The organism is Tenacibaculum sp. Bg11-29, assembly GCF_002836595.1.
GTDB lineage: Bacteria > Bacteroidota > Bacteroidia > Flavobacteriales > Flavobacteriaceae > Polaribacter.
Window position 1 is genome coordinate 4,379,620 of record NZ_PJBB01000003.1, and the last position, 20,974, is coordinate 4,400,593.

Consider the following 20,974-nt stretch of genomic DNA (forward strand, 5'->3'; position numbering starts at 1 on the left):
ATCAAAAAACAGATAATAGAAACACTCAATAATTTGAAATTATTGAGTGTTTTTTATATCCCATTTTGGTCTTTTTTTTGTAGTATAGAATAATCTATATGGATTTGAACTTACCGAATACAAAGACTTAACACAATAAGGGTTTGTAATTAACGATTCTCCTTTATTAATATAAACATCATCAAAAACTCTTATTTCAGTATATATACAAATATCAGGAGTTTTTTCAAAATCTTTATCAAAACGAATATAACCTGATTCAAAACTAAATTCATCTTTAGTTTTTTTAATGTTTTTTGTTATAGAAAATAAGTCTTGAAGTGCTGTATCATTAATGTATTCTTCGTTAGCCACACTCTTACCAAAAAAATTCTCTTTAGCAAAAAAAGAATTTCTAGTTGATAATTTAATTTCTTCAGGAACTAAAACACCTCCTTCTGAAAGCTGTGCTACTAAGTTTTGTGTTATTGAAACTTGAGGTTCATTAATTAAAGCCTTATCCATTGTTTCAGTTATCACAACATGCAATGATTTTTTTTTATTGTGTGTATATTTTGTTGCATCTGTTATACAATACTCCTTAATGTATTCCTCATAACTTAAATACTCAATAATTTTCTTTGCTGACATTATTGACACCTCATGTATATCAATTAATGTAATTGATATTTTTTTTGAATCATAACAAGACAATAAAGGTATTATTAAGGTCGCTAAAGGACCACAACCTGCATACACTATTTCTAGATTTTTATCAAAAAAACTCTCCTTCGCACTATTAATAGCCTTATAAACTCCTTTAATAAAACGAGCAGTTCTTATATAATCATATAAACAATCTTTAGCGTGCATAGGCGACAAAGCAACACCTCCTTTAACTTCTAATCCAATTTTATTTAATTCTTCTGACGAAATTTTTTCAAGAATTTCTTCATAAAAACTAGATAACATTTTAACTGCAATAATTTCTTCTTTTTCAGTTTTTGATGCTAGTAACAATTGAGTTATTTGATTTAAACCCCTTCCTATATTCATTATTAAAATTTAATTAATATTAATAATTTAGTCCTCTCTATTTTAAGGTTTCTAAAATAATGTACTAATCCAAAACTAATAAAAAAAGGTATTCTAAATAGGAATAGATAAAAAAAATTATTTTCTAAAAATTTCTGCATGCAAAACACGCTCATAACACCAAGAATAACATTTATACCTCTTTATATAACAAACATGTATAAACTTTAATTTTGATTAAAAAAAAGCATACATTTGATAGTTAACTACTTAAAAAACAAAGCAAATGATACAAAAAACTACTTTTTTAACCTTTAAATGCTTGCGGTTTTTTGTCGCATTTATTTTTCTGAGCTTTTTAAACTTAAAAACTTCAGCTCAAACAACAGAAACATTCTCTACTGTTGCTAGTGGTGTAAATACCTTTACTAGCAATTCTCAAAATTTCACAATTACAACCTTAAGCAATCCATTAAAGCCTTTTGGCGGTGATTTGGAATACCCTGGAACGGGATGGAATGGTACCAGTAATGACAACGGGTACATAGATAATGATGGAGGAACTCATTCAAATCCATCTTTCAGCATAAAAACTACTGACGGAACTGATTTCACGGCTAACAAAGTTTTTTTATTCTTTGCAGATCAATCTCTTAATCAGGCAGTATCTGGAACACTAAATATTGTTGGTAAAAAAGACGGTGCAGCTGGGGCAGTATTTACAATTAACACCAGTTCAGGTTATGTTACTACCACTGGTACTAATAATGGTTTTACTGAAATAGATTTTACTTCTTATGGCGGATCTGATAATTCAAGTACAGTTATCGATGAACTTATTTTCACCATGGGTGGAAGTTTTCAATATATTGCTTTAGATGCCTTTACTTGGACACTTGCTCCTACTGATGCAATAGCACCACGTATAAGCAGTATAGCTCGTCAGAGTCCAACTACAAGCCCTACAAATGCAGATGCTTTGGTTTGGGATGTAACTTTTGATGAAGCGGTAAGTAATGTAGATGCAACTGATTTCACTGTAACTGGTACTACAGCTACAATTGCTTCGGTAACAAACCCAAGTGGTAACGTATATAGAATAACAGCTTCTGGCGGTGATTTAGCTGGTTTAAATGCAACAGCTACCTTAGGTTTTGCAGGTACGCAAAACATTACTGATGCTTCTGCTAATGCATTAGTTAATTACACTCCAACAGGAACTAATAATAATACTTTTGTAGTAGATAATAACTCACCTACTACCCCTACTACAGTTACTCAAAACACAAGCGATTTAACACCAACAATTACAGGTACAAATGCTTTAGGTACTGCGCTACCTACAGGAGAAACAATGACAGTTACCGTAAACGGAGCAACATATAATGTCGTACCAAATGGTAGTGGTAATTGGAGCGTAGATACAGGAGTAGCTACACCTGCTTCTGGTACATTAGGTACTTTTGTAAATGGAGTAAGCTACGAAGTAGTTGCTACTGTTACAGATTTAGCTAGTAACACAGCTTCTGATGCAACAAGTAATGAAGTAACTATAGATACTTCAGCACCAACAGCACCAACAGTTGTTGTACAAACTACAAGTGATGCAACACCAACAATTACAGGAACAAACGCTTTAGGAACTGCATTACCTGTTGGAGAAACAATGACTGTTACCGTAAACGGAGCAACATATAATGTAGTACCAGGTGGTAGTGGTAATTGGAGCCTAGATACAGGAGTAGCTACACCTGCTTCTGGTACATTAGGTACCTTCGTAAACTCTGTAAGTTATGAAGTAGTAAGTACAGTAACAGATTTAGCAGGAAACAATACTTCTGATGCAACCAATAATGAAGTAACTATAGATACAATAGCACCGCTTATCAGTAGTATAACTCGTCAGAGTCCAACTACAAGCCCTACAGATGCAGATGCATTAGCATGGGATGTAACTTTTAATGGAGCAGTAACGAATGTAGATGCAACAGATTTTACAGTAAGTGGAACAACAGCTACAATTGCTTCAGTAACAAACCCAAGTGGTAATGTATACAGAGTAACAGCTTCTGGTGGAGACTTAGCAGGGTTGAATGCAACAGTTACCTTAGGATTTGCTGGAGGACAAAATATTGCTGATGCTTCAGGTAACGGATTAGTTAATTTAACACCAACAGGAACAAACAATAATACTTTTGTAGTAGATAATACACCTCCCGTTTACACTTGGACAGGTGCATTTAATAGTGCTTGGAATACCACATTAAATTGGAATCCGACTAGTGTTCCTCCTACAAATGCAGATATTATTATTCCTGGTGGTTTAACAAATTACCCAACAGCTAGTGCTGCAGTAACATGTAATTCATTAACGATTAACTCTGGTGCTAGTTTTATTCCTCAGAGCACAGTAACAGGTACTGTAACTTATAAAAGAAACTTACCTACAACAGGTGATTGGTATTTAGTTTCTTCACCTATTGCTAATGAAACATTGCAAAATGTAATAGCAAATAATACTTTTGCAACAGGTGCTACTCCTGGTAATATTGGTATTGGTCTTTACCAGAATAATAATGCTTCTCAATGGGCATACGCAACTGCAGGTCTTACAGGTAACATAATTCCAGGAATAGGATTATCGGTACAACTGGCTACTGCTGGTGAGTTAATATCTACAGGTACTGCTTTAAACACTTCTAATGTAATATTTGGTATATCAACAGGAACTACTACAAATTTCAACTTACTTGGTAACCCTTTTACTGCCTTTATAAATTCTGCAACATTTGCAACTACTAACACAGCAGTTTTAACTGAAGAAACTGTTTGGTTATGGAACGGAACAGCGTATGTAACATACAATAACGCAAGCCCTATAGAAGTTGCTCCAGGACAAGCATTTTTTGTAGAAGCTTCAACTGGAGGCGCTGTAATTTTTACAACTGCCAACAGAAGTCATCAAAATGCGGATACATTTATGAGAGAAGCTCCAAAATCTACTTTTGAATTATCTGTAGAAGAAGGAACTAATAAGAGTGCTACTAAAGTCTTTTATGCTGATAGTAAAACTACTGGTTTTGATAATGGATACGATTCTAAAATGTTTGGAGGTACAGATTACAAATTCAAAGTATATACTGAATTGGTTTCTGATAGCAAAGGAAAAAAATTAGCGATTCAAACTTTACCGAATCAAAATCTTGAAACAATGATTATACCTGTAGGTTTAATTGCTGAAGCTGGTAAGAAAATTACCTTTTCTGTAAAAGCACAAAACCTACCAGATAACACTAATGTATTTTTAGAAGATAGAATTAATAATACTTTAGTAAATATTTCTGAAGAGAATCATTCAGTAACTTTAAAAAGTGCTGCTAAAGGTACTGGTCAATTCTACATTCATACAAGTGCTAAAAACTTAGAAGATGTTGATATTACAAAAGATTTACAAAATGTAAGCATTTACAAATCTGCTAATAATAGTTTAACTGTTGCTGGTTTACAAACTGATAAAGCATCCGTAAATGTATATTCAATTTTAGGTAAAAAAGTAATTAGTACAGAACTTAAATCAACAGGAGTTCATGTAATTCAATTACCTAAAACTGCTGCAGGAGTTTATATCGTAGAATTAAGTTCTAGTTTAGGAAAAATTAGTAAGAAAATTATTTTAGAGTAATACAACATATCATTATGAAAAAACAAATTGAAAATAAAAGTAAAGATATCTCTAGAAAAGAGGCATTGAAAAAAATAGGAGGCTATAGCAAATACGCTGCTTTAACCGCTATTGGAACCTATATGATTTTAAACCCACAAAAAGCGCAAGCTCAAAGTCCTGCTGACCCAGGTAGTGGTGGTTTTTAACACCTACTAAGTTTTTGACAATAAAAACCCCGATATTATCGGGGTTTTGTTATTTTAATGATTCTACAATAGTACAGGTGCAAAAAAACCTCTTTCAATTAAAAATAAAAAACAGTTTAAAAAGTATATTAATTATTTATTTTTACTGACTATGATTATAAAACACTTAGAGAATAAAAAAGTTGTTTGGTTTAAAGATACCAATGAATATATTGTTATTGAACCAATGGTAGCAGAAATACTTTCTTTGTTACATAACAAAACTGATAAAAAAGAAATTATCACTAAGGTTTTTAATCAAATAAGTATACCACTAAAAGAAGCTGAAAATTTAGTGAGAGATATAGAAAACCTATTAAATAATCAACACTCTATAAAACAAGAATTAGTTCATGTTTCTAAACCTGATCATTTTGAACACAAAAAGTATTATAAAATAAATGATATTATTTTTAAGGTAAATTATTTATCTGAATTTGAATATGCTTTAGTACATCCCAAATTTGCGCATATAGCAATTACTACGACTAAAAAAATAACACATCATTTTGAAGTTTACAGTAATACCGAATTTATTTCTTTTACAATCAACAACAATATTATCGGAACATGGAATTTAAGTGATGTTCATTATTTTCAAGGAAAATTTTCAATGAAAATTACTGAATTAATACATCATAAACCAGAAAATGAATGGCTAGGAGTTTTTCACGCTTCAGCTGTGAGTAATGAAACCGAATCTATTTTATTTTTAGGTGATTCAGGTAACGGAAAAAGCACTTCTTTAGCGCTATTACAAGCAAATGGTTTTACTTGTTTAGCTGATGATTTTGTTCCTGTTGACGCTAAGAAACAAGAAGTATATAGTTTTCCTTCAGCTATTTCAATTAAGAAAAATAGTTTACCAACTTTACTTCCTATATACCCTGAATTAGAAAACTCTGCTGAATACCATTTTAAAAGATTAAATAAAATCGTTAGGTACTTACCTACAAATAATGTTAATCACAAATCAAAACAACCATGTAAAGCCTTAATTTTCATTAAATACAAAAAAGATAGTGATATAATTATTGATAAGATATCTAATATTAAAGCCTTTGAGCAATTAGTTCCTGATTCTTGGCTATCTCCAATACAAGAAAATGTTGAAACTTTCTTAAACTGGTTTTCAAACCTTCCTTGTTATCAACTTACTTATTCAAACAATTCAGAAATGGTAGCAACGGTCTCGAAAATTTTTAATGATGAATTATAAAGAAACCTTATTTTTTGTTGGGAAATGTTTAACCCTTACTCACGAAAAACACAATCGAGATATCGTTGAGCTTGAATTAAAATCTAACAATATCAATTGGGATAATGTGGTTAAATTAAGCACAGCTCATTACGTTTTTCCTGCATTATATTGTAATTTAAAACGAGCAAACTTTCTACATTACTTACCTGAAGATTTAGTTGGATACATGAAACATATTACGGGTTTAAACCGTGAAAGGAATGAGCAAATAATTAAAGAAGCCAAAGAGCTAAATGAGTTACTACTTTCCAATAACATAACCCCTATTTTTTTAAAAGGAACAGGGAATTTACTTGAAGGTTTATATGAGGACATAGCTGAAAGAATGACAGGTGATATTGATATTTTATTTGAACAAGAAGACTGCATAACTGCTTTTAGAATACTTCAAGAAAATGGCTACACCAATAAAGTATCAGAGCTATATAACGACCACAGACATTTACCTGCAATAACGCATCCAAAAAAAATTGCAGCTATTGAAGTTCATAAACAAATGCTACGGATAGAAAAATCACCTTATTTTAATTATGATTCTGTAAAAAAAACTTTACAAATAATTAATAACACCACTTTTTTATCTTTTGATAATCAAATTAAACTAACAGTATATTCGAAATTCATCAATGATAATGCCTACTTAATAAAAAACTTAAGTTTTAGAGCAGCTTATGACGTTTTTTTGCTTGACAAGAAACTTGAATCAAAAACCGTTATTAAAGATATTAAGTTATCTAAAGAATTAAATGCTGGTTTAGAATTATATAATACGATACTATCTACTTTTAAAAACATTGAATTCAAATCAACTAAAGCAAGTAAATTATACCTAAAAAAGTATCTAAAAAACTTAGACAATGGACTCAATAAAAGAGCAAAGACTAATTTTATAAAACATTACGTTTTCTATAAAGAAAGAATTAGAATAATACTTAAAGCTTTTTATAAAAAATCGTATTTAAAATTTATTTTTTCTAAACTAACAGATTACAACTGGTATAGAAAAAAAATTGGGTTCTAAATTAATTCTTTAACTTCTTCAAAATTTAAACCTCCATAGTTTCCTGAGCTCATTAATAACAAAGCAGTATTATCTAAATTTTGATTAAATAGAAACTCTTTAAATGCTGTTGGATTTGTATAAATAACTAAATCATCACGCTCAAAAGCACTTGCTATTTGTGCTTCAGTAACTTCTTCTAACTGTTTTATTTTTACTGCGTGTGGCGAATAAAAAACTACCGCCTTATCAGCTTTATCTAGGGCTCCTTTATATTCTGCTAAAAACTCTGCATTTAAACTACTATAGGTATGTAATTCTAAACAAGCTAAAACAGCTCTCTTATTGTATTGTTTTTTAACAGCAGTTGTTGTTGCTTCTACTTTACTAGGACTGTGAGCAAAATCTTTAAAAATCACTGTAGATTCATTTTCTGCAACTTTCTCTAAACGCTTACTTGCTCCCTTAAAACTAGCAATGGCTTCATAAAATTCATCTTCATCAATACCCATATGCTGGCAAATCCATTTAGCTCCAGCTAAATTTTGTAAGTTATGATCTCCAAAAATTTCTAGAGGTAAATCACCTTCAGGAGTATCAAGATAAGTAATTCCGTTTTCAATAAAATAATTAGGTGTTTTATATGGATACTTTTTTATTGGATGGCTTGAATTTTCAACAACATCTTTTAAAACTAAATCCTCCTCATTATACACCATCATCCCTCCATTAGTAAGAGAATCATTAAAAATTTTAAATTGTTCTATATAATTTTCAAAAGTTGGAAATACATTTATATGATCCCATGCAATTCCACTTAACAAAGCAATATTTGGTTTGTATAAATGAAATTTCGGGCGCATATCAATAGGTGAACTCAAGTACTCATCACCTTCTAAAACAATAAATTCATTTTCTTCAGTTAAATGTACCATCGTATCAAAACCATCTAACTGTGCTCCTACCATATAATCTACAGCTACGTCATGATAGTTCAACACATGTAAAATCATAGATGTTATAGTCGTTTTTCCATGAGATCCGCCGATAACTACACGCGTTTTGTTTTTAGATTGCTCAAATAAAAACTCAGGATATGAATAAATTTTAATTCCTAACTCTTGTGCCTTTAGTAATTCTGAGTTATCTTTTTTCGCATGCATTCCTAAAATAACAGCATCTAAATCATTGGTGATCTTTCCAGGAAACCATCCAAATTCTTCAGGTAACAACCCTCGTTTTTCTAATCTAGATTTAGATGGATCATGAATAGTATCATCACTTCCTGCTACTTGATATCCTTTTTCATGTAAAGCAATTGCTAAATTATGCATTGCACTTCCTCCGATTGCTATAAAATGTACTGTCATTTTAATCTCCTAAATTTTTATGTAAAGATAACGAAGTAAAAGAGCTTAAGAAAAAGAGAAATGATCGTTTTTAAAAATTAATGCTTTTTTTTTCTTAAACCGCTGATTTTTATGTTGCTTTGTATTTTCTAAAACTGTTATAAATAATTACTACTATGCAAAAAAAAATACTTTTTTCTTTGCTCTTATTCTCATTATCGTTATTTAATATTTTCTCTCAATGTGCAGGAGCAGATAATACGGTAACTATTTGTAATAAAGAGTCTGACACTAATTATCAAACATACAATCTTTTTAACCAATTACAAGGAACACCACTAGCAGGTGGTCATTGGTTTGCTAATAGTCCTATCAATCAAAACGCGATAAATAATAATACTGGTATTGTTAATTTGTGGGCAATAAATAGATTTGGCGAACATACTTTTACCTATACAAATCCAAATTGCAACGAAAGTTCAGAGATTACCATCTTTTTAGGAGGTTATCCTGGTGAAGACAATATAAATGGTGGTGCAAATGCCTGTAGCAATGATACAACTGTTAATTTATTTACTTTTTTAGACAATAACTTAACAAATTTAAGTGCCGATATTAATGGCGAATGGAAAGAAGTCCCAGGTACGCCTACTGGTTTTTTAACCGATAATATTTTCAATGCAGAACTTGCAGGAGCAGGTACCTATGCTTTAAATTACATTGTTAGTAATGTAAATTCTTGTGCTTCAAAAACGGCAACAGTAATATTAGAAGTTCATCGTAGTCCAAATGCAGGTATAGCCATGAATCTTGAAATTTGTGACACCGATAATTTAAGCCTATATGATAACGTTAACTTGTTTGATTATGTTATGGGTCAAGATTCTAACGGTGTTTGGACTGACGTAAATAATACAGGACAAATTCAAAATGCATTAGATGCGACAATCAATATTGAAGAAATTTATCAACTTTTTGGCTCTGGAAAGTACGATTTCACATATACTGTATATCCGCTTGGTGTCTGCGAAGAACAATCTGTTACTGTTTCAGTTATACTACCAAAAATAGCTGCTGCTTTTTCAGTTATAAATCAATGTAAAGACGATTCATTACTAATAGAAATTTTACATGAAGCTACTTTAGATTCTTCAATGACTTATGATTTAGTATATGAAATTGTAAATACAACAACTAATAATATTGTTTACACTAATACTTTAAACGACATTAGTTTAACTGATGATGACGGTAATATAAATTTAGAAAAAATAACACTTCCTAATGATACCTTAACACCTGGTAGTTATATAATAAGAACTGCCACAATTAATAATATAAACGGTATTATTTGTAATTCTTTTATGGTAGTAGAAAAAAGTTTTATTATTTATGAAGGTAAGGCCAAAATAGAAGATACTTGTTATGATGAAGATGATCTAAACCTTACCATTTATGATTTTTATAATGATGATGGAAGTTTGTTTACAGGTACAAAAACAGTTGATTATACAATAAAAGGTAGTACTAATGACTTAATTGTAAACACGTATAGCCTTACTTTCTTAAATGGTGAAGCAATAATACCTATTAATTTTTCAAGCTTTCCTACTAATGAAAATGATTTTAACTTTACAATTTCATCAACAAGCCAAAGCGGTTTAAACTGTATCAATTATGATTTTTCTATTAATAGAGTACCTGAAGACATTGAATTAGGTCTTACTATAGATAATGTATGTAATGCTTCTGACATAAAAGCTATTATAAACGCCCCAGCTATGGCAGATGGAGGATATACTATAAATTATGAAGTTTCAGAAGTAAATACGGCTAATATATTAACAGAAAATACTATTTTTTTTGCCGCTAGTGGAGGTAGCGCTAATTACAATATTGATATAAGTAACCTAGAAACTGGTACTTATAATGTTGTAATAAAAAGTACTCAAAACGATACAACTCCATGTAGAACAGTATTTGATTTTGAAATACGAGAAAGTTTTTCTATAAATGGTATTCCCGATGCACCAGTGCTTAACGCAAATCAATCATTCTGTTTATCAGACTATCACCCTAATTCACCTACACTTGCTAACATCGCTATTACTAGCGGAGAAAATTTAACTTGGTATGCTGATAATACATCTACCACTCCTTTAAACTATTCAACAACTCTTGTTAACGGTGAAGACTATTATGTAAGCTCTAAAGACATAAGTAATAGTTGTGAAAGCTCTGACCGTACAGCTGTAACAGTTACTATTTTAACTCCACAAATTGTAACATCTACAAATACAACCCCATTATTTTGCGGTATCGAAAAAGCCACTATTGCTAATTTAGACGCTGAAGTAAACTCAGGAGAACTTTTATGGTATGATAGCCCTACTAATGGAAATTTATTAACTACAGATACTATACTAGTTAATGGAGTAACTTATTATGCTACAGAAAGCATTACTGGTTGTGAAAGTATTTCTAGATTACCATTTACAATTACTGTAATTGCTCCACCCATACCGGTAGTAGAGGGAATAACACTTTTATGCGGATTAGAGAAACTTACATTACTTGATTTTGAAATGTCTCTAACCAATACCGCTAATTATAACTTTATTTGGTACGATGCTTTATTAGGAGGCCTAGAACTTGATAGTTCAGATTTACTTGAAGAAAACACTGTTTATTATGTTGCTAACATTCATCCTGGTTCAGGTTGTGAAAGTGAGCGAACTCCAATATCAGTAAGTCTTAACAACTGTAATCCTGAAGACTATGACTTTTTTATTCCTGACGGATTTTCTCCTAACGGTGATGGAGTTAACGATTTTTATTACATCCCTAATATCGATTATTTTTATCCAGACTATCAATTAGAAATATTTAACAGGTACGGGCAATCGCTATTCAAAGGAGATGTTAATACTCCTAAATGGAATGGAAAAAGTACTTCTTCCAAAAACAATACTACAAGTGGAGTTTACTTTTACATTTTAAAATATAACAAAGATAATATTAAACCTAAACAGGGTAGAATTTACTTAAGTAAATAAGACTATGAAAAAGATACTTTTAGTAATTATATATATAAATACCGTTGCTGGTGTTTTTTCACAACAAGATCCACAGTATACACAGTACATGTACAATCAGAATGTTATAAACCCAGCTTATGTAACTAATGAGTTAGGGGTAATTAATTTTGGATTCATGCATAGAACGCAATGGGCAAACGCTGTGGGCTCTCCAAAAACATATACTTTCTTTGCCCACGCTCCAATAACTGATAAATTTGAAGTAGGTTTATCTCTTATTACCGACAATGTTGGCGATAATGCTTTAAAAGAAAATAATGTGTATGCCGATTTTGCCTATACATTACAACTAAGCGAAAACCACCGGTTATCACTAGGACTAAAAGCAGGTTTTAGTAGTTTTAAAACAAATTTCGCTAACTTTAGGTTTCCTGATGATAATACTATTAGTGGTGTTTTAACAAACGATTTAGCCTTTGATAATCAAAATAGCATAACCCCTAACTTTGGTTTTGGTGCTTTTTACTTTACAGATAAATATTATCTTGGGGTTTCTGTACCTAATCTTTTAAATTCAAAACATTTTACCGAAAAAAACGGTTTAAAAAGTATTGGTGGAGAAGAAATACATTTATTTGCAAATGCAGGGTATGTTTTTACACTAAGCGACCTTATTAAATTAAAACCTTCTTTTTTATTAAAAGCCATTAAAGGATCTCCTATTGTTGTAGACACTTCTATTAACGTATTATTTAACGACCGTTTTGAAGGAGGTTTATCCTATAGAATAAACGATTCTTTTAGCGCTATGTTTAACGTAAAAGCTACTGATAATTTAAGAATTGGGTATGCATATGATTACACAACAACAAACCTTAGTGATTTTAATTCAGGAACACATGAAGTGTTTGTTCTTTTTGATTTTGACACTTTAGGTCTTAAAAAAGGATATGATAAATCTCCTCGATTCTTCTAAAAAAAGCTATATGAAAAAAACAATTACAGTCTTATTTACATTCTTCATTGTTATTTGTAGCAATGCCCAAGCAAATAGAGATTTTAAAAGAGCTAAAAAATACTTTGATAGAGCTTTTTATAGCAACGCTATTCCTTTATTTGAAAAAGCTATAAAAAAAGACAAGAACTTTAAAACAATAAAAAACTTAGCAGATTCATATTATTTTATAAACGATATGGATAAAGCAGCTACAAACTATAAGCTACTTTTTAAGTATTATAAAAAATTAATAGACGAACCTTATTATTTCAGATATGCCAATACTTTAAAAGCAACTGGTGATTATAAAAAAGCTGATAACTTATTACGTTCATACTACAAAAAAAACGACGCTAAGAGACTTCAAAAACTGGAGAAAGAAATAGAATATCTTGAAAACATAAAAGCAATAGGTAATCGATATACTATTAAAAATTTAGCTATTAATACACCAAATTCAGAATTTGGAGCAATACAAAAAGGGAACAGTATTATCTTTTCTGCAGCTAAAAAAGATGATGAAGGCACCTCTAAAACATATGGTTGGACAGGAAATGGTTATTTAGACATTTATAAAGTATCATTAAATAACGAAACAGAACCATTTTCAACTTCAATAAACACAAAACTTCACGAATCTAATATCATTTTTACGAAGAATGCTAAAACAGCTTATTTTACTAGAAATAATCTAGTGAAAGGAAAACGTAAAAAGGACAATAAAAAAATTACTCATTTACAGATTTACAAAGCACAGTTAATTAATGGTAAATGGAAAAACATAACCTCACTACCATTTAACAATGATGAATACTCATCAGAACACCCCGCTTTAAGTGATGATGAAAAAACATTGTATTTTTCTTCAGATATGCCTAACGGATATGGTTCTTTTGATATTTATGCTGTTACTATAAATAATAATGGTACCTACGGAAACCCAAGAAACTTAGGAGCAACTATAAACACCCCTAAAAAAGAGCAATTTCCGTTTATTAGTAAAGATAATAAATTATACTTTTCATCTAACGGTCATCCAGGTTTTGGCTCTTTGGATGTTTTTGTTAGTACAATTTCTAATAACAAATACAGCAAACCCGATAATATTGGTTTACCAATAAACTCTGGTTACGATGATTTTTCATTTAACATAAACAACAAAACAAAAGAAGGCTTTTTTGCTTCTAACAGACCAGAAGGAAAAGGAAACGATGATATTTATAAAATTGTAGAAGAGAAAGCTTTAATTATTGAAGATTGTAAACAATCTATTTCAGGTATAATTACTGATATTGATACTAAGGAGGTTATAGGAAATACACTAATTTTAATTGGTACAGATAATAATGATTTAAAAAAAATATATACAGATGCTAATGGGGCTTTTAGTTTTAGGGCAATTTGTGAAACTTCATATATCGTTATAGCCTCTAAAGAAGGGTACCAAGAAAAAAGAAAGACAATCCCTACAAGTAAGCAAAGAAATAAAGATAACGATGCATCTATAGCCTTAAAATCGATTACTGAAATTGAAAAAGAAAAAAGAATTGCATTACAATTAAAAGCTAAAAAAGCACAAGAGTTAAAAACAACAGCCACAAATAAACTAAAACTACAAAACAAAACAAAAATTGAGCAAGTCATTGCTAAAGAAAAAAGTTTAGAAAAAAATAACGGTAGAATTATTATTAAAACTGATGAAATAAACTTTGATTATAAACTTTGGTATTTACGTAAGGATACTAAAAGAGCAATTAACTATGTGATTAAATTAATGGAAAAGTATCCAAAAATGGTTGTCGAAATAGGTACACATTCAGATATTCGAGGAAATAATCGTTACAATTTAGAATTATCACAAAAAAGAGCAACCTCAGCAAGAATCTATTTTATAGAAAAAGGTATTAAACCCGAACGGGTTATAGCTATTGGTTATGGAGAAACACAACCTCTTATAAAATGTAAAACTGAAGATGCTTGTACTGAAGAACAACATGAAACAAATAGGCGATGTGAATTCGTTGTAAAACAAATATATTAATTTAATAAAAACGAGCCAATTGGCTCGTTTTTTGTTTTGTAAACAATCTAAATATTACAATAATTATTAATTATCTTTATAGCTAAACTCAGTCAATACACAATTTTACTTCTTAAAATAGGTTGTTAACTAATTATCGATTGCTTTTAATTTTAATTTACGCGTGCTTTAGGGCATCAAAACATAAGTTATGAAAAAAATCACAACACTGTTATTTATGATTACACTATTCTCTACCACACTAAAAGCTCAAGAGAATTACAAAAATCTTTGGAAGCAAGTACAGGAATTTGAAAAACAAAACCTTCCCAAATCGGCTTTAAATGTTGTAAATACAATTTACGCTAAAGCGGAAGTTGCTCAAAATACTCCACAAATTATAAAATCTTTATTTTATAAAAGTAAATTCTCATTAACTTTAGAAGAAGATGCGCAACTAAAAATTATTAATCAGTTTAAAGAACATATTAATAAAAGTAGTTTTCCTACCAAAAACGTATTAGAAAATATTTTAGCCAATCTATATTGGCAATATTTTAAAGAAAATAGATGGAAATTTTATCAACGAACTAAAACTTCTGATAAGGTTAACAAAAACGATTTTAGGACCTGGGATTTAGATACACTCTTTGCTGAAATTCATGCCCATTATCAAAAATCTTTAGAAAACGGTTTACTATTACAACAAACAGACATTAATAAATTTAATGACATTTTATACACTTCTAAAGATTCTGAAAAATACCGCCCTACCCTATTTGATTTCTTAGCACACAACGCTCTTAGTTTTTACAAAACGTCTGAAACTAATATTACAAAACCAGCCTATCAATTTAAAATTGACACTAAAAATTTAATAAGCGATGCAAGTACTTTTTCTAAAATAAATTTAAAAACAAAAGATGCATTATCTCTTCAATTTAATGCTCTAAAAATTTACCAAGAGCTACTTAACTTCCACTTAAGGAACGGGAATTTAGATGCATTAGTTGATGTAGATTTAGAACGATTAAATTTTATAAATCAACACGCTACTTTTCAAAATAAAGAGCAACTTTTTTTACAAACACTAAAAACAAGTGAAAAAAAGTATCAAACAAATGAAGTCTCTGGATTGTATACTTACAAAATAGCTAAAATATACAACCAACAAGCAAACTCATATACATATCAAAAAAATGAAGAAGTTCGTTTTAAAAACAAAGAAGCACTTGCTGTTTGCAATCAAGTAATCAAGCAATTTCCTAAAAGTACTGGAGCTAAAAAATGTGAATTATTAAAACAACAAATAACAAGTAAAGCACTTGCTATTGTATCAGAAAAATTCAGTCCAATAAATACATCTTCTCGCCTATTAGTAACTTATAACAATATTAGTAAATTATACTTTACAACTTTTAAGATTAATAGAACTCAGATAGAAGAATTAAATAAAACATACAAAGAAGAAGATCGTGTAAAGTTCATAAACAAACTAAATCAAGTTAATTCTTGGAACAATGATTTAAGAAACGAACATGATTACTTATCTCATACTACAGAAGTAATTGTACCTAAACTTACGCAAGGTAATTATTTAATTGTAGCGCATGAAAATAGCACATTAAACAATACAGGCTTGTATGCCGTTGCAAATGTTCAAATAAGTGATTTAGTTTTAATTGAAAACTCACAAAATAACACAAAGACCTATCAAGTAGTTAATAGAAATACAGGTAAACCTATTAAAAATGCTCAAATACTATTAAAAAATAATGAACGCAGAGCAGAAACAAGCCTAAATAAAAAATTAATTACCGATAAAAATGGTTTTGCTACTTTTAAAAGCAACCACACACATTATAATGTTTCGGCAACAGTTACTTCTGGTAACGACAGTGCTGTTTTTGGGAATTACTATTTATATAAACACCAAAAACAAAATATAAATGCATTAAATGAAACTACCAAAGTAAAGCCATTCATTTTTACAGATAGAAGTATTTATCGTCCAGGGCAAACAGTGTATTTTAAAACAATTTTTGTTCAAAATAAAAAAGATAAATCAACTCCTTTTACAAACGAATACATACAAGTAACCTTAAATGATGTTAATAACCAAGAAGTAAAAAAGCTTGATTTAAAATTAAATGAGTTTGGCGCAGCTTCTGGAGAAATTATACTACCTAACAATGGTTTAACTGGTGAGTATACCTTCTCTATAAACAAGAGTAATAAAAAAGAAAGTCTCTTTTATAATAATGGTAACTTCAATTTTGAACAAAAAGACTATATAACTTCTATTTCTGTAGAAGAATACAAACGCCCAAAGTTTGAAACAGCATTTAAACCTATTACCAAAACTTTTAAACTAAACGATAATATTACTGTAAATGGATTTGCAAAAGCTTTTTCTGGCGCAAATATAACTGACGCTAAAGTTGTGTATAGAGTACACAGAAAGGTGCAATATCCTAACTGGTGGTATTGGCGTAAACCTAGTTATTCTTCAGACTCACAAGAAATTACTCACGGAGAAAGCATTACTGATGCAGCAGGTAGTTTTTCTATAAAATTTAAAGCACTTCCTGATGAAAGTGTTTCTAAAGACGATTTACCTATTTTCAACTATGAGGTTACAGCTGATGTTACCGATATAAATGGAGAAACACGCAGCGAAACAATAATTGTAAAGGTAGGCTACCATGCTTTAATAGCCTCTTTGCAAATAAACTCGACTCTTAACAAAGAAGCTAAACAGCAGAAAATAAAAATTACTACTAAAAATTTAAACGAAGAGTTTGCTGCTGCAATAGGAACTGTAAAAATATATAAATTACAAGCTCCAAAAAATCCATTACGAAAAAGACCTTGGAATACTCCTGATTATCAAGATATTTCTGAAAATGAATTCAGAAAATTATTTCCGCATGACTCATATACTAAAGAGGAAGTAAATGAAAAAGATTGGAAAAAAGGGGAATTAGTTTTTGATGAAAAGTTCGATACTAAAAAATCAAAAGAAATTGCTTTGAAGAGCATTAAAATCTGGACTTCGGGTAAATACATTGCTATTTTAAACACAAAAGATAAATTTAATCAAAAAGTAACCGATAAAACTTATTTTACCGTTACCAATACAATCGAAAAAGAAATAGCCGATAGTAAATTATTTTTCTACAATTTAGATAAAACCAATTACAATGTTGGCGATAACGTTTGTTTACAAGTTGGTTCTGCTTCAGATAACATTACTATAGTAGTTGAAACAGAAAAGAATCATAAAATTACGAATACACAATTAATTCACTTAAATAACGGTGTAGAAACAATTGAATTCCCAGTAAATAAAGAAGATATTGGTGGGTTTGCAATAAAATATTATTTTGTTAATTATAATTCTTTTGTTTCAGGAGTTGTTAATATTCCAGTGATCAATAAACAAGAACTTATAACTATTGAAACAAATACATTTAGAGACAAACTACAACCTGGCACACCCGAAAAATGGAGTTTCACAATTAAAAACGACAAAGAAAATAAAGTTACTGCTGAAGTTTTAGCAAGTATGTACGATGCTTCTTTAGATGAATTTAAACCTCATAATTGGCAATTTACTCCAATAAGTACACCAACTTATTACTCGTACGGAAACACTCTAAATGCCCAACATAGTTTTGGAACTAACAGTTTTAGACTTTACAACAACAAATACACTAATTACAATTATCAAAACCAACAATACGCACAACTAAATTGGTTTGGGTTTGCATTTAATAATAATCATCGACCAGGTAAAATGATGATGAGTCGAAAAGCTAAAATGAGTGTGCCTTTAGCTGAAACATCTCAAGAACTAAAAGGAAGAGCTGCAGGTATAAACATGCAAGAAAATGATGTGCAAGAAGAATATGAGTCTGCAGAAGATGCTCCTCTTGCTATGAACACTAATAGTACTACCAGTAAAGAAGATCAGAAAAAAACATCTTTAAAAGGTATTAAAATTCGTAAAAACTTACAAGAAACAGCTTTCTTTTTCCCGCATTTAACAACTGATAAAAAAGGAAACATTACTTTTAGTTTTACCACTCCTGAAGCATTAACAAAATGGAAATTACAATTACTTGCCCATACTAAAGAATTACAATCGGCAACTAAAACGCTAACAGCTGTAACTCAAAAAGAGTTAATGATTACCCCAAATGCTCCACGTTTTTTAAGAGAAGGTGATAAAATAACATTGAGTGCTAAAATTTCGAATCTGTCAGATAAAAATTTACAAGGTATTTCTCAATTAATTTTAACAGATGCTATTACAGGGAAAGAGATTAATCTATTCGATAATTCATCAAAAAACCAATCTTTTAATGTCGATACAAACGGAAACACAAGTGTTTCGTGGAATTTAGCAATTCCTAATAACATTCAAGCAGTTCAATATAAAATCATCGCCAAAGCAGGTAATTTCTCTGACGGAGAACAAAATGTTTTACCCGTTTTATCTAACCGCATGTTAGTTACCGAAACATTGCCAATGTGGGTTCGTTCAAACCAAACAAAAACGTTTAGTTTAGACAAACTAAAAAACAATGCTTCGTCTAGTTTAAAACACCATAAACTTACTTTAGAAGTAACATCAAACCCAGCTTGGTACGCAATACAAGCGTTGCCATATTTAATGGAGTATCCGTATGAATGTAGCGAACAAACTTTCGCTCGTTATTACGCCAATACTTTGGCTAGTCATATTGCAAATTCAAACCCAAGAATTCAAGAAGTATTTAAACAATGGAAATCTAGTGATGCGTTGTTATCTAATCTTGAAAAAAATCAGGAATTAAAATCCTTAATTATTCAAGAAACTCCTTGGTTACGAGATGCGCAATCAGAAACGGAACAAAAAAAGCGTATTGCATTGTTATTCGATTTAAATAAAATGGACAATGAGCAACAAAGAGCTATTAATAAGCTTGCAAATATGCAAATGAGTAATGGTGGTTTCCCTTGGTTTAAAGGAGGGAATTATGTGAATAGATATATTACACAACATATTGTTAGTGGTTTTGGTCATTTAAAACAATTAGGCGTACGTAAATTTGAGACCTCAACAACACAAATGCTTCAAAAAGCTATCCACTTTTTAGATGAAGAAATAGTAGCGCAATACAATGATTTATTAAAGGAAGCAAATAAGATAAAAGCTAGTAAGGGAATTGATAAATATGAAGCTTACTTAAAGAAAAATCATTTAAGCTACTTTGCTATTCAATATTTATACATGCGTAGTTTTTATGAAAAAACAGCTGCTTCTAGCACTGCTAAAAAAGCAATTGCATATTATAAAAATCAAACCGCTGTTTACTGGAATGATTATCAATTGTATGCTAAGGCACAAATTGCATTAATTCAATTTAGAAATAATAATAAAACGATTTCAACAAAAATTATAAAATCATTAAAAGAAAATAGTATTACTTCTAATGAGCTAGGAATGTACTGGAAAAGTAATGTTGCTGGTTATTATAATTACCAAGCCCCTATTGAAACACAGGCTTTATTAATAGAAGCTTTTGCTGAAATTGAAAACGATACTAAAACGGTTGATAATCTAAAAATATGGTTACTTAAAAACAAGCAAACCAACCGTTGGAAAACAACCAAAGCTACAACAGAAGCTGTATATGCTTTATTATTACAAGGAAGTGAATGGCTTTCAATTACAGATATGATTGCCATAAAAATTGGAGATCAAAAAATTGAAACTACTAAACTAGAAAATGTAAAAGTAGAAGCTGGTACAGGTTATTTTAAAACATCTTGGAACGGAAATCATATAAAACCAGCTATGGGTGAAGTAACCATTTCTAAAAAAGGAAAAGGGATTGCTTGGGGAGGTTTATACTGGCAATATTTTGAAGATTTAGATAAAATTACATCTGCTAAAACACCTTTAAAATTAACCAAAAAATTATTTAAAAAAGTAAATACTGATACAGGAAAAGAGCTTATTAAAATTACTGATAAAACCAATTTAAAAGTTGGTGATTTAATTACTGTAAGAATAGCGCTTAGTTCAGACAGAGATATGGAATTTATTCATATGAAAGACATGCGAGCATCTGGTGTAGAACCAACAAATGTACTTTCGCAATACAAATGGCAAGATCGTTTAGGATATTATCAAGCAACAAAAGATGCTGCAACAAATTTCTTTTTTGATCGTTTACCTAAGGGAGTTTATGTTTTTGAATATGATGTTCGTGTTAACAATGCTGGTAATTTTAGCAATGGCATAACAACTATACAAAGTATGTATGCTCCTGAATTTAGTAGCCATTCTAAAGGAAAACGATTAATAATTAACTAATTTAGCCGCTACATTAATA

The 20,974-nt window shown here is 30.2% G+C and carries 10 protein-coding genes; 8 read left to right on the top strand and 2 right to left on the bottom strand.

Annotated features, from left to right (window positions below; all coding sequences use genetic code 11):
* Nucleotides 1-39 precede the first annotated feature (39 nt).
* Entirely contained in the window at nt 40-1,035 is a 996-nt protein-coding gene (locus CXF68_RS19735; protein ID WP_101047003.1) for a hypothetical protein, read from the bottom strand.
* Nucleotides 1,036-1,300: 265 nt separating this feature from the next.
* On the opposite strand from CXF68_RS19735, the gene CXF68_RS19740 reads away from it, so the two are divergent.
* The 4 genes from CXF68_RS19740 to CXF68_RS19750 all read left to right on the top strand — a co-directional run bounded on the left by CXF68_RS19740 (nt 1,301) and on the right by CXF68_RS19750 (nt 7,205).
* Nucleotides 1,301-4,696, top strand: a complete 3,396-nt coding sequence (locus CXF68_RS19740) for a T9SS type A sorting domain-containing protein (protein WP_101047005.1) — start codon at nt 1,301-1,303, stop codon at nt 4,694-4,696.
* A 14-nt stretch (nt 4,697-4,710) separates the two neighbouring features.
* Nucleotides 4,711-4,884: a hypothetical protein gene (locus CXF68_RS20915; protein ID WP_198553864.1), complete on the top strand. Its 174-nt coding sequence runs from the start codon at nt 4,711-4,713 to the stop codon at nt 4,882-4,884.
* Between the two features lie 151 nt (nt 4,885-5,035).
* The gene (locus CXF68_RS19745; RefSeq protein ID WP_101047007.1) at nt 5,036-6,142 is read left to right on the top strand and encodes a hypothetical protein; all 1,107 of its coding nucleotides are present in this window, start codon (nt 5,036-5,038) and stop codon (nt 6,140-6,142) included.
* On the top strand, nt 6,132-7,205 hold the full coding sequence (locus CXF68_RS19750) for a nucleotidyltransferase family protein (RefSeq protein WP_157822014.1): 1,074 nt from the start codon (nt 6,132-6,134) through the stop codon (nt 7,203-7,205). The genes CXF68_RS19745 and CXF68_RS19750 overlap by 11 nt, the downstream gene beginning before the upstream one ends.
* On the opposite strand, the gene murC is transcribed toward CXF68_RS19750, so the two are convergent.
* Complete coding sequence (gene murC / locus CXF68_RS19755) at nt 7,202-8,554, bottom strand: UDP-N-acetylmuramate--L-alanine ligase (RefSeq protein WP_101047011.1); 1,353 nt, start codon at nt 8,552-8,554, stop codon at nt 7,202-7,204. The genes CXF68_RS19750 and murC overlap by 4 nt on opposite strands.
* 155 nt (nt 8,555-8,709) lie before the next feature.
* Between murC and CXF68_RS19760 the strand changes: the two genes are divergently transcribed.
* From CXF68_RS19760 to CXF68_RS19775, 4 genes are all read left to right on the top strand, one after another.
* Nucleotides 8,710-11,589 (top strand): gliding motility-associated C-terminal domain-containing protein, encoded by a 2,880-nt coding sequence (locus CXF68_RS19760; protein ID WP_101047013.1) that lies wholly within the window; start codon nt 8,710-8,712, stop codon nt 11,587-11,589.
* Nucleotides 11,590-11,593: 4 nt separating this feature from the next.
* Nucleotides 11,594-12,547, top strand: coding sequence for a type IX secretion system membrane protein PorP/SprF (locus CXF68_RS19765; RefSeq protein WP_101047015.1), 954 nt, complete (start codon nt 11,594-11,596; stop codon nt 12,545-12,547).
* Between the two features lie 10 nt (nt 12,548-12,557).
* On the top strand, nt 12,558-14,609 hold the full coding sequence (locus CXF68_RS19770) for an OmpA family protein (RefSeq protein WP_101047613.1): 2,052 nt from the start codon (nt 12,558-12,560) through the stop codon (nt 14,607-14,609).
* Nucleotides 14,610-14,799: 190 nt separating this feature from the next.
* A complete protein-coding gene (locus CXF68_RS19775; protein WP_101047017.1) occupies nt 14,800-20,955 on the top strand; it encodes an alpha-2-macroglobulin in 6,156 nt (2,051 codons plus the stop codon).
* Nucleotides 20,956-20,974: the final 19 nt, after the last annotated feature.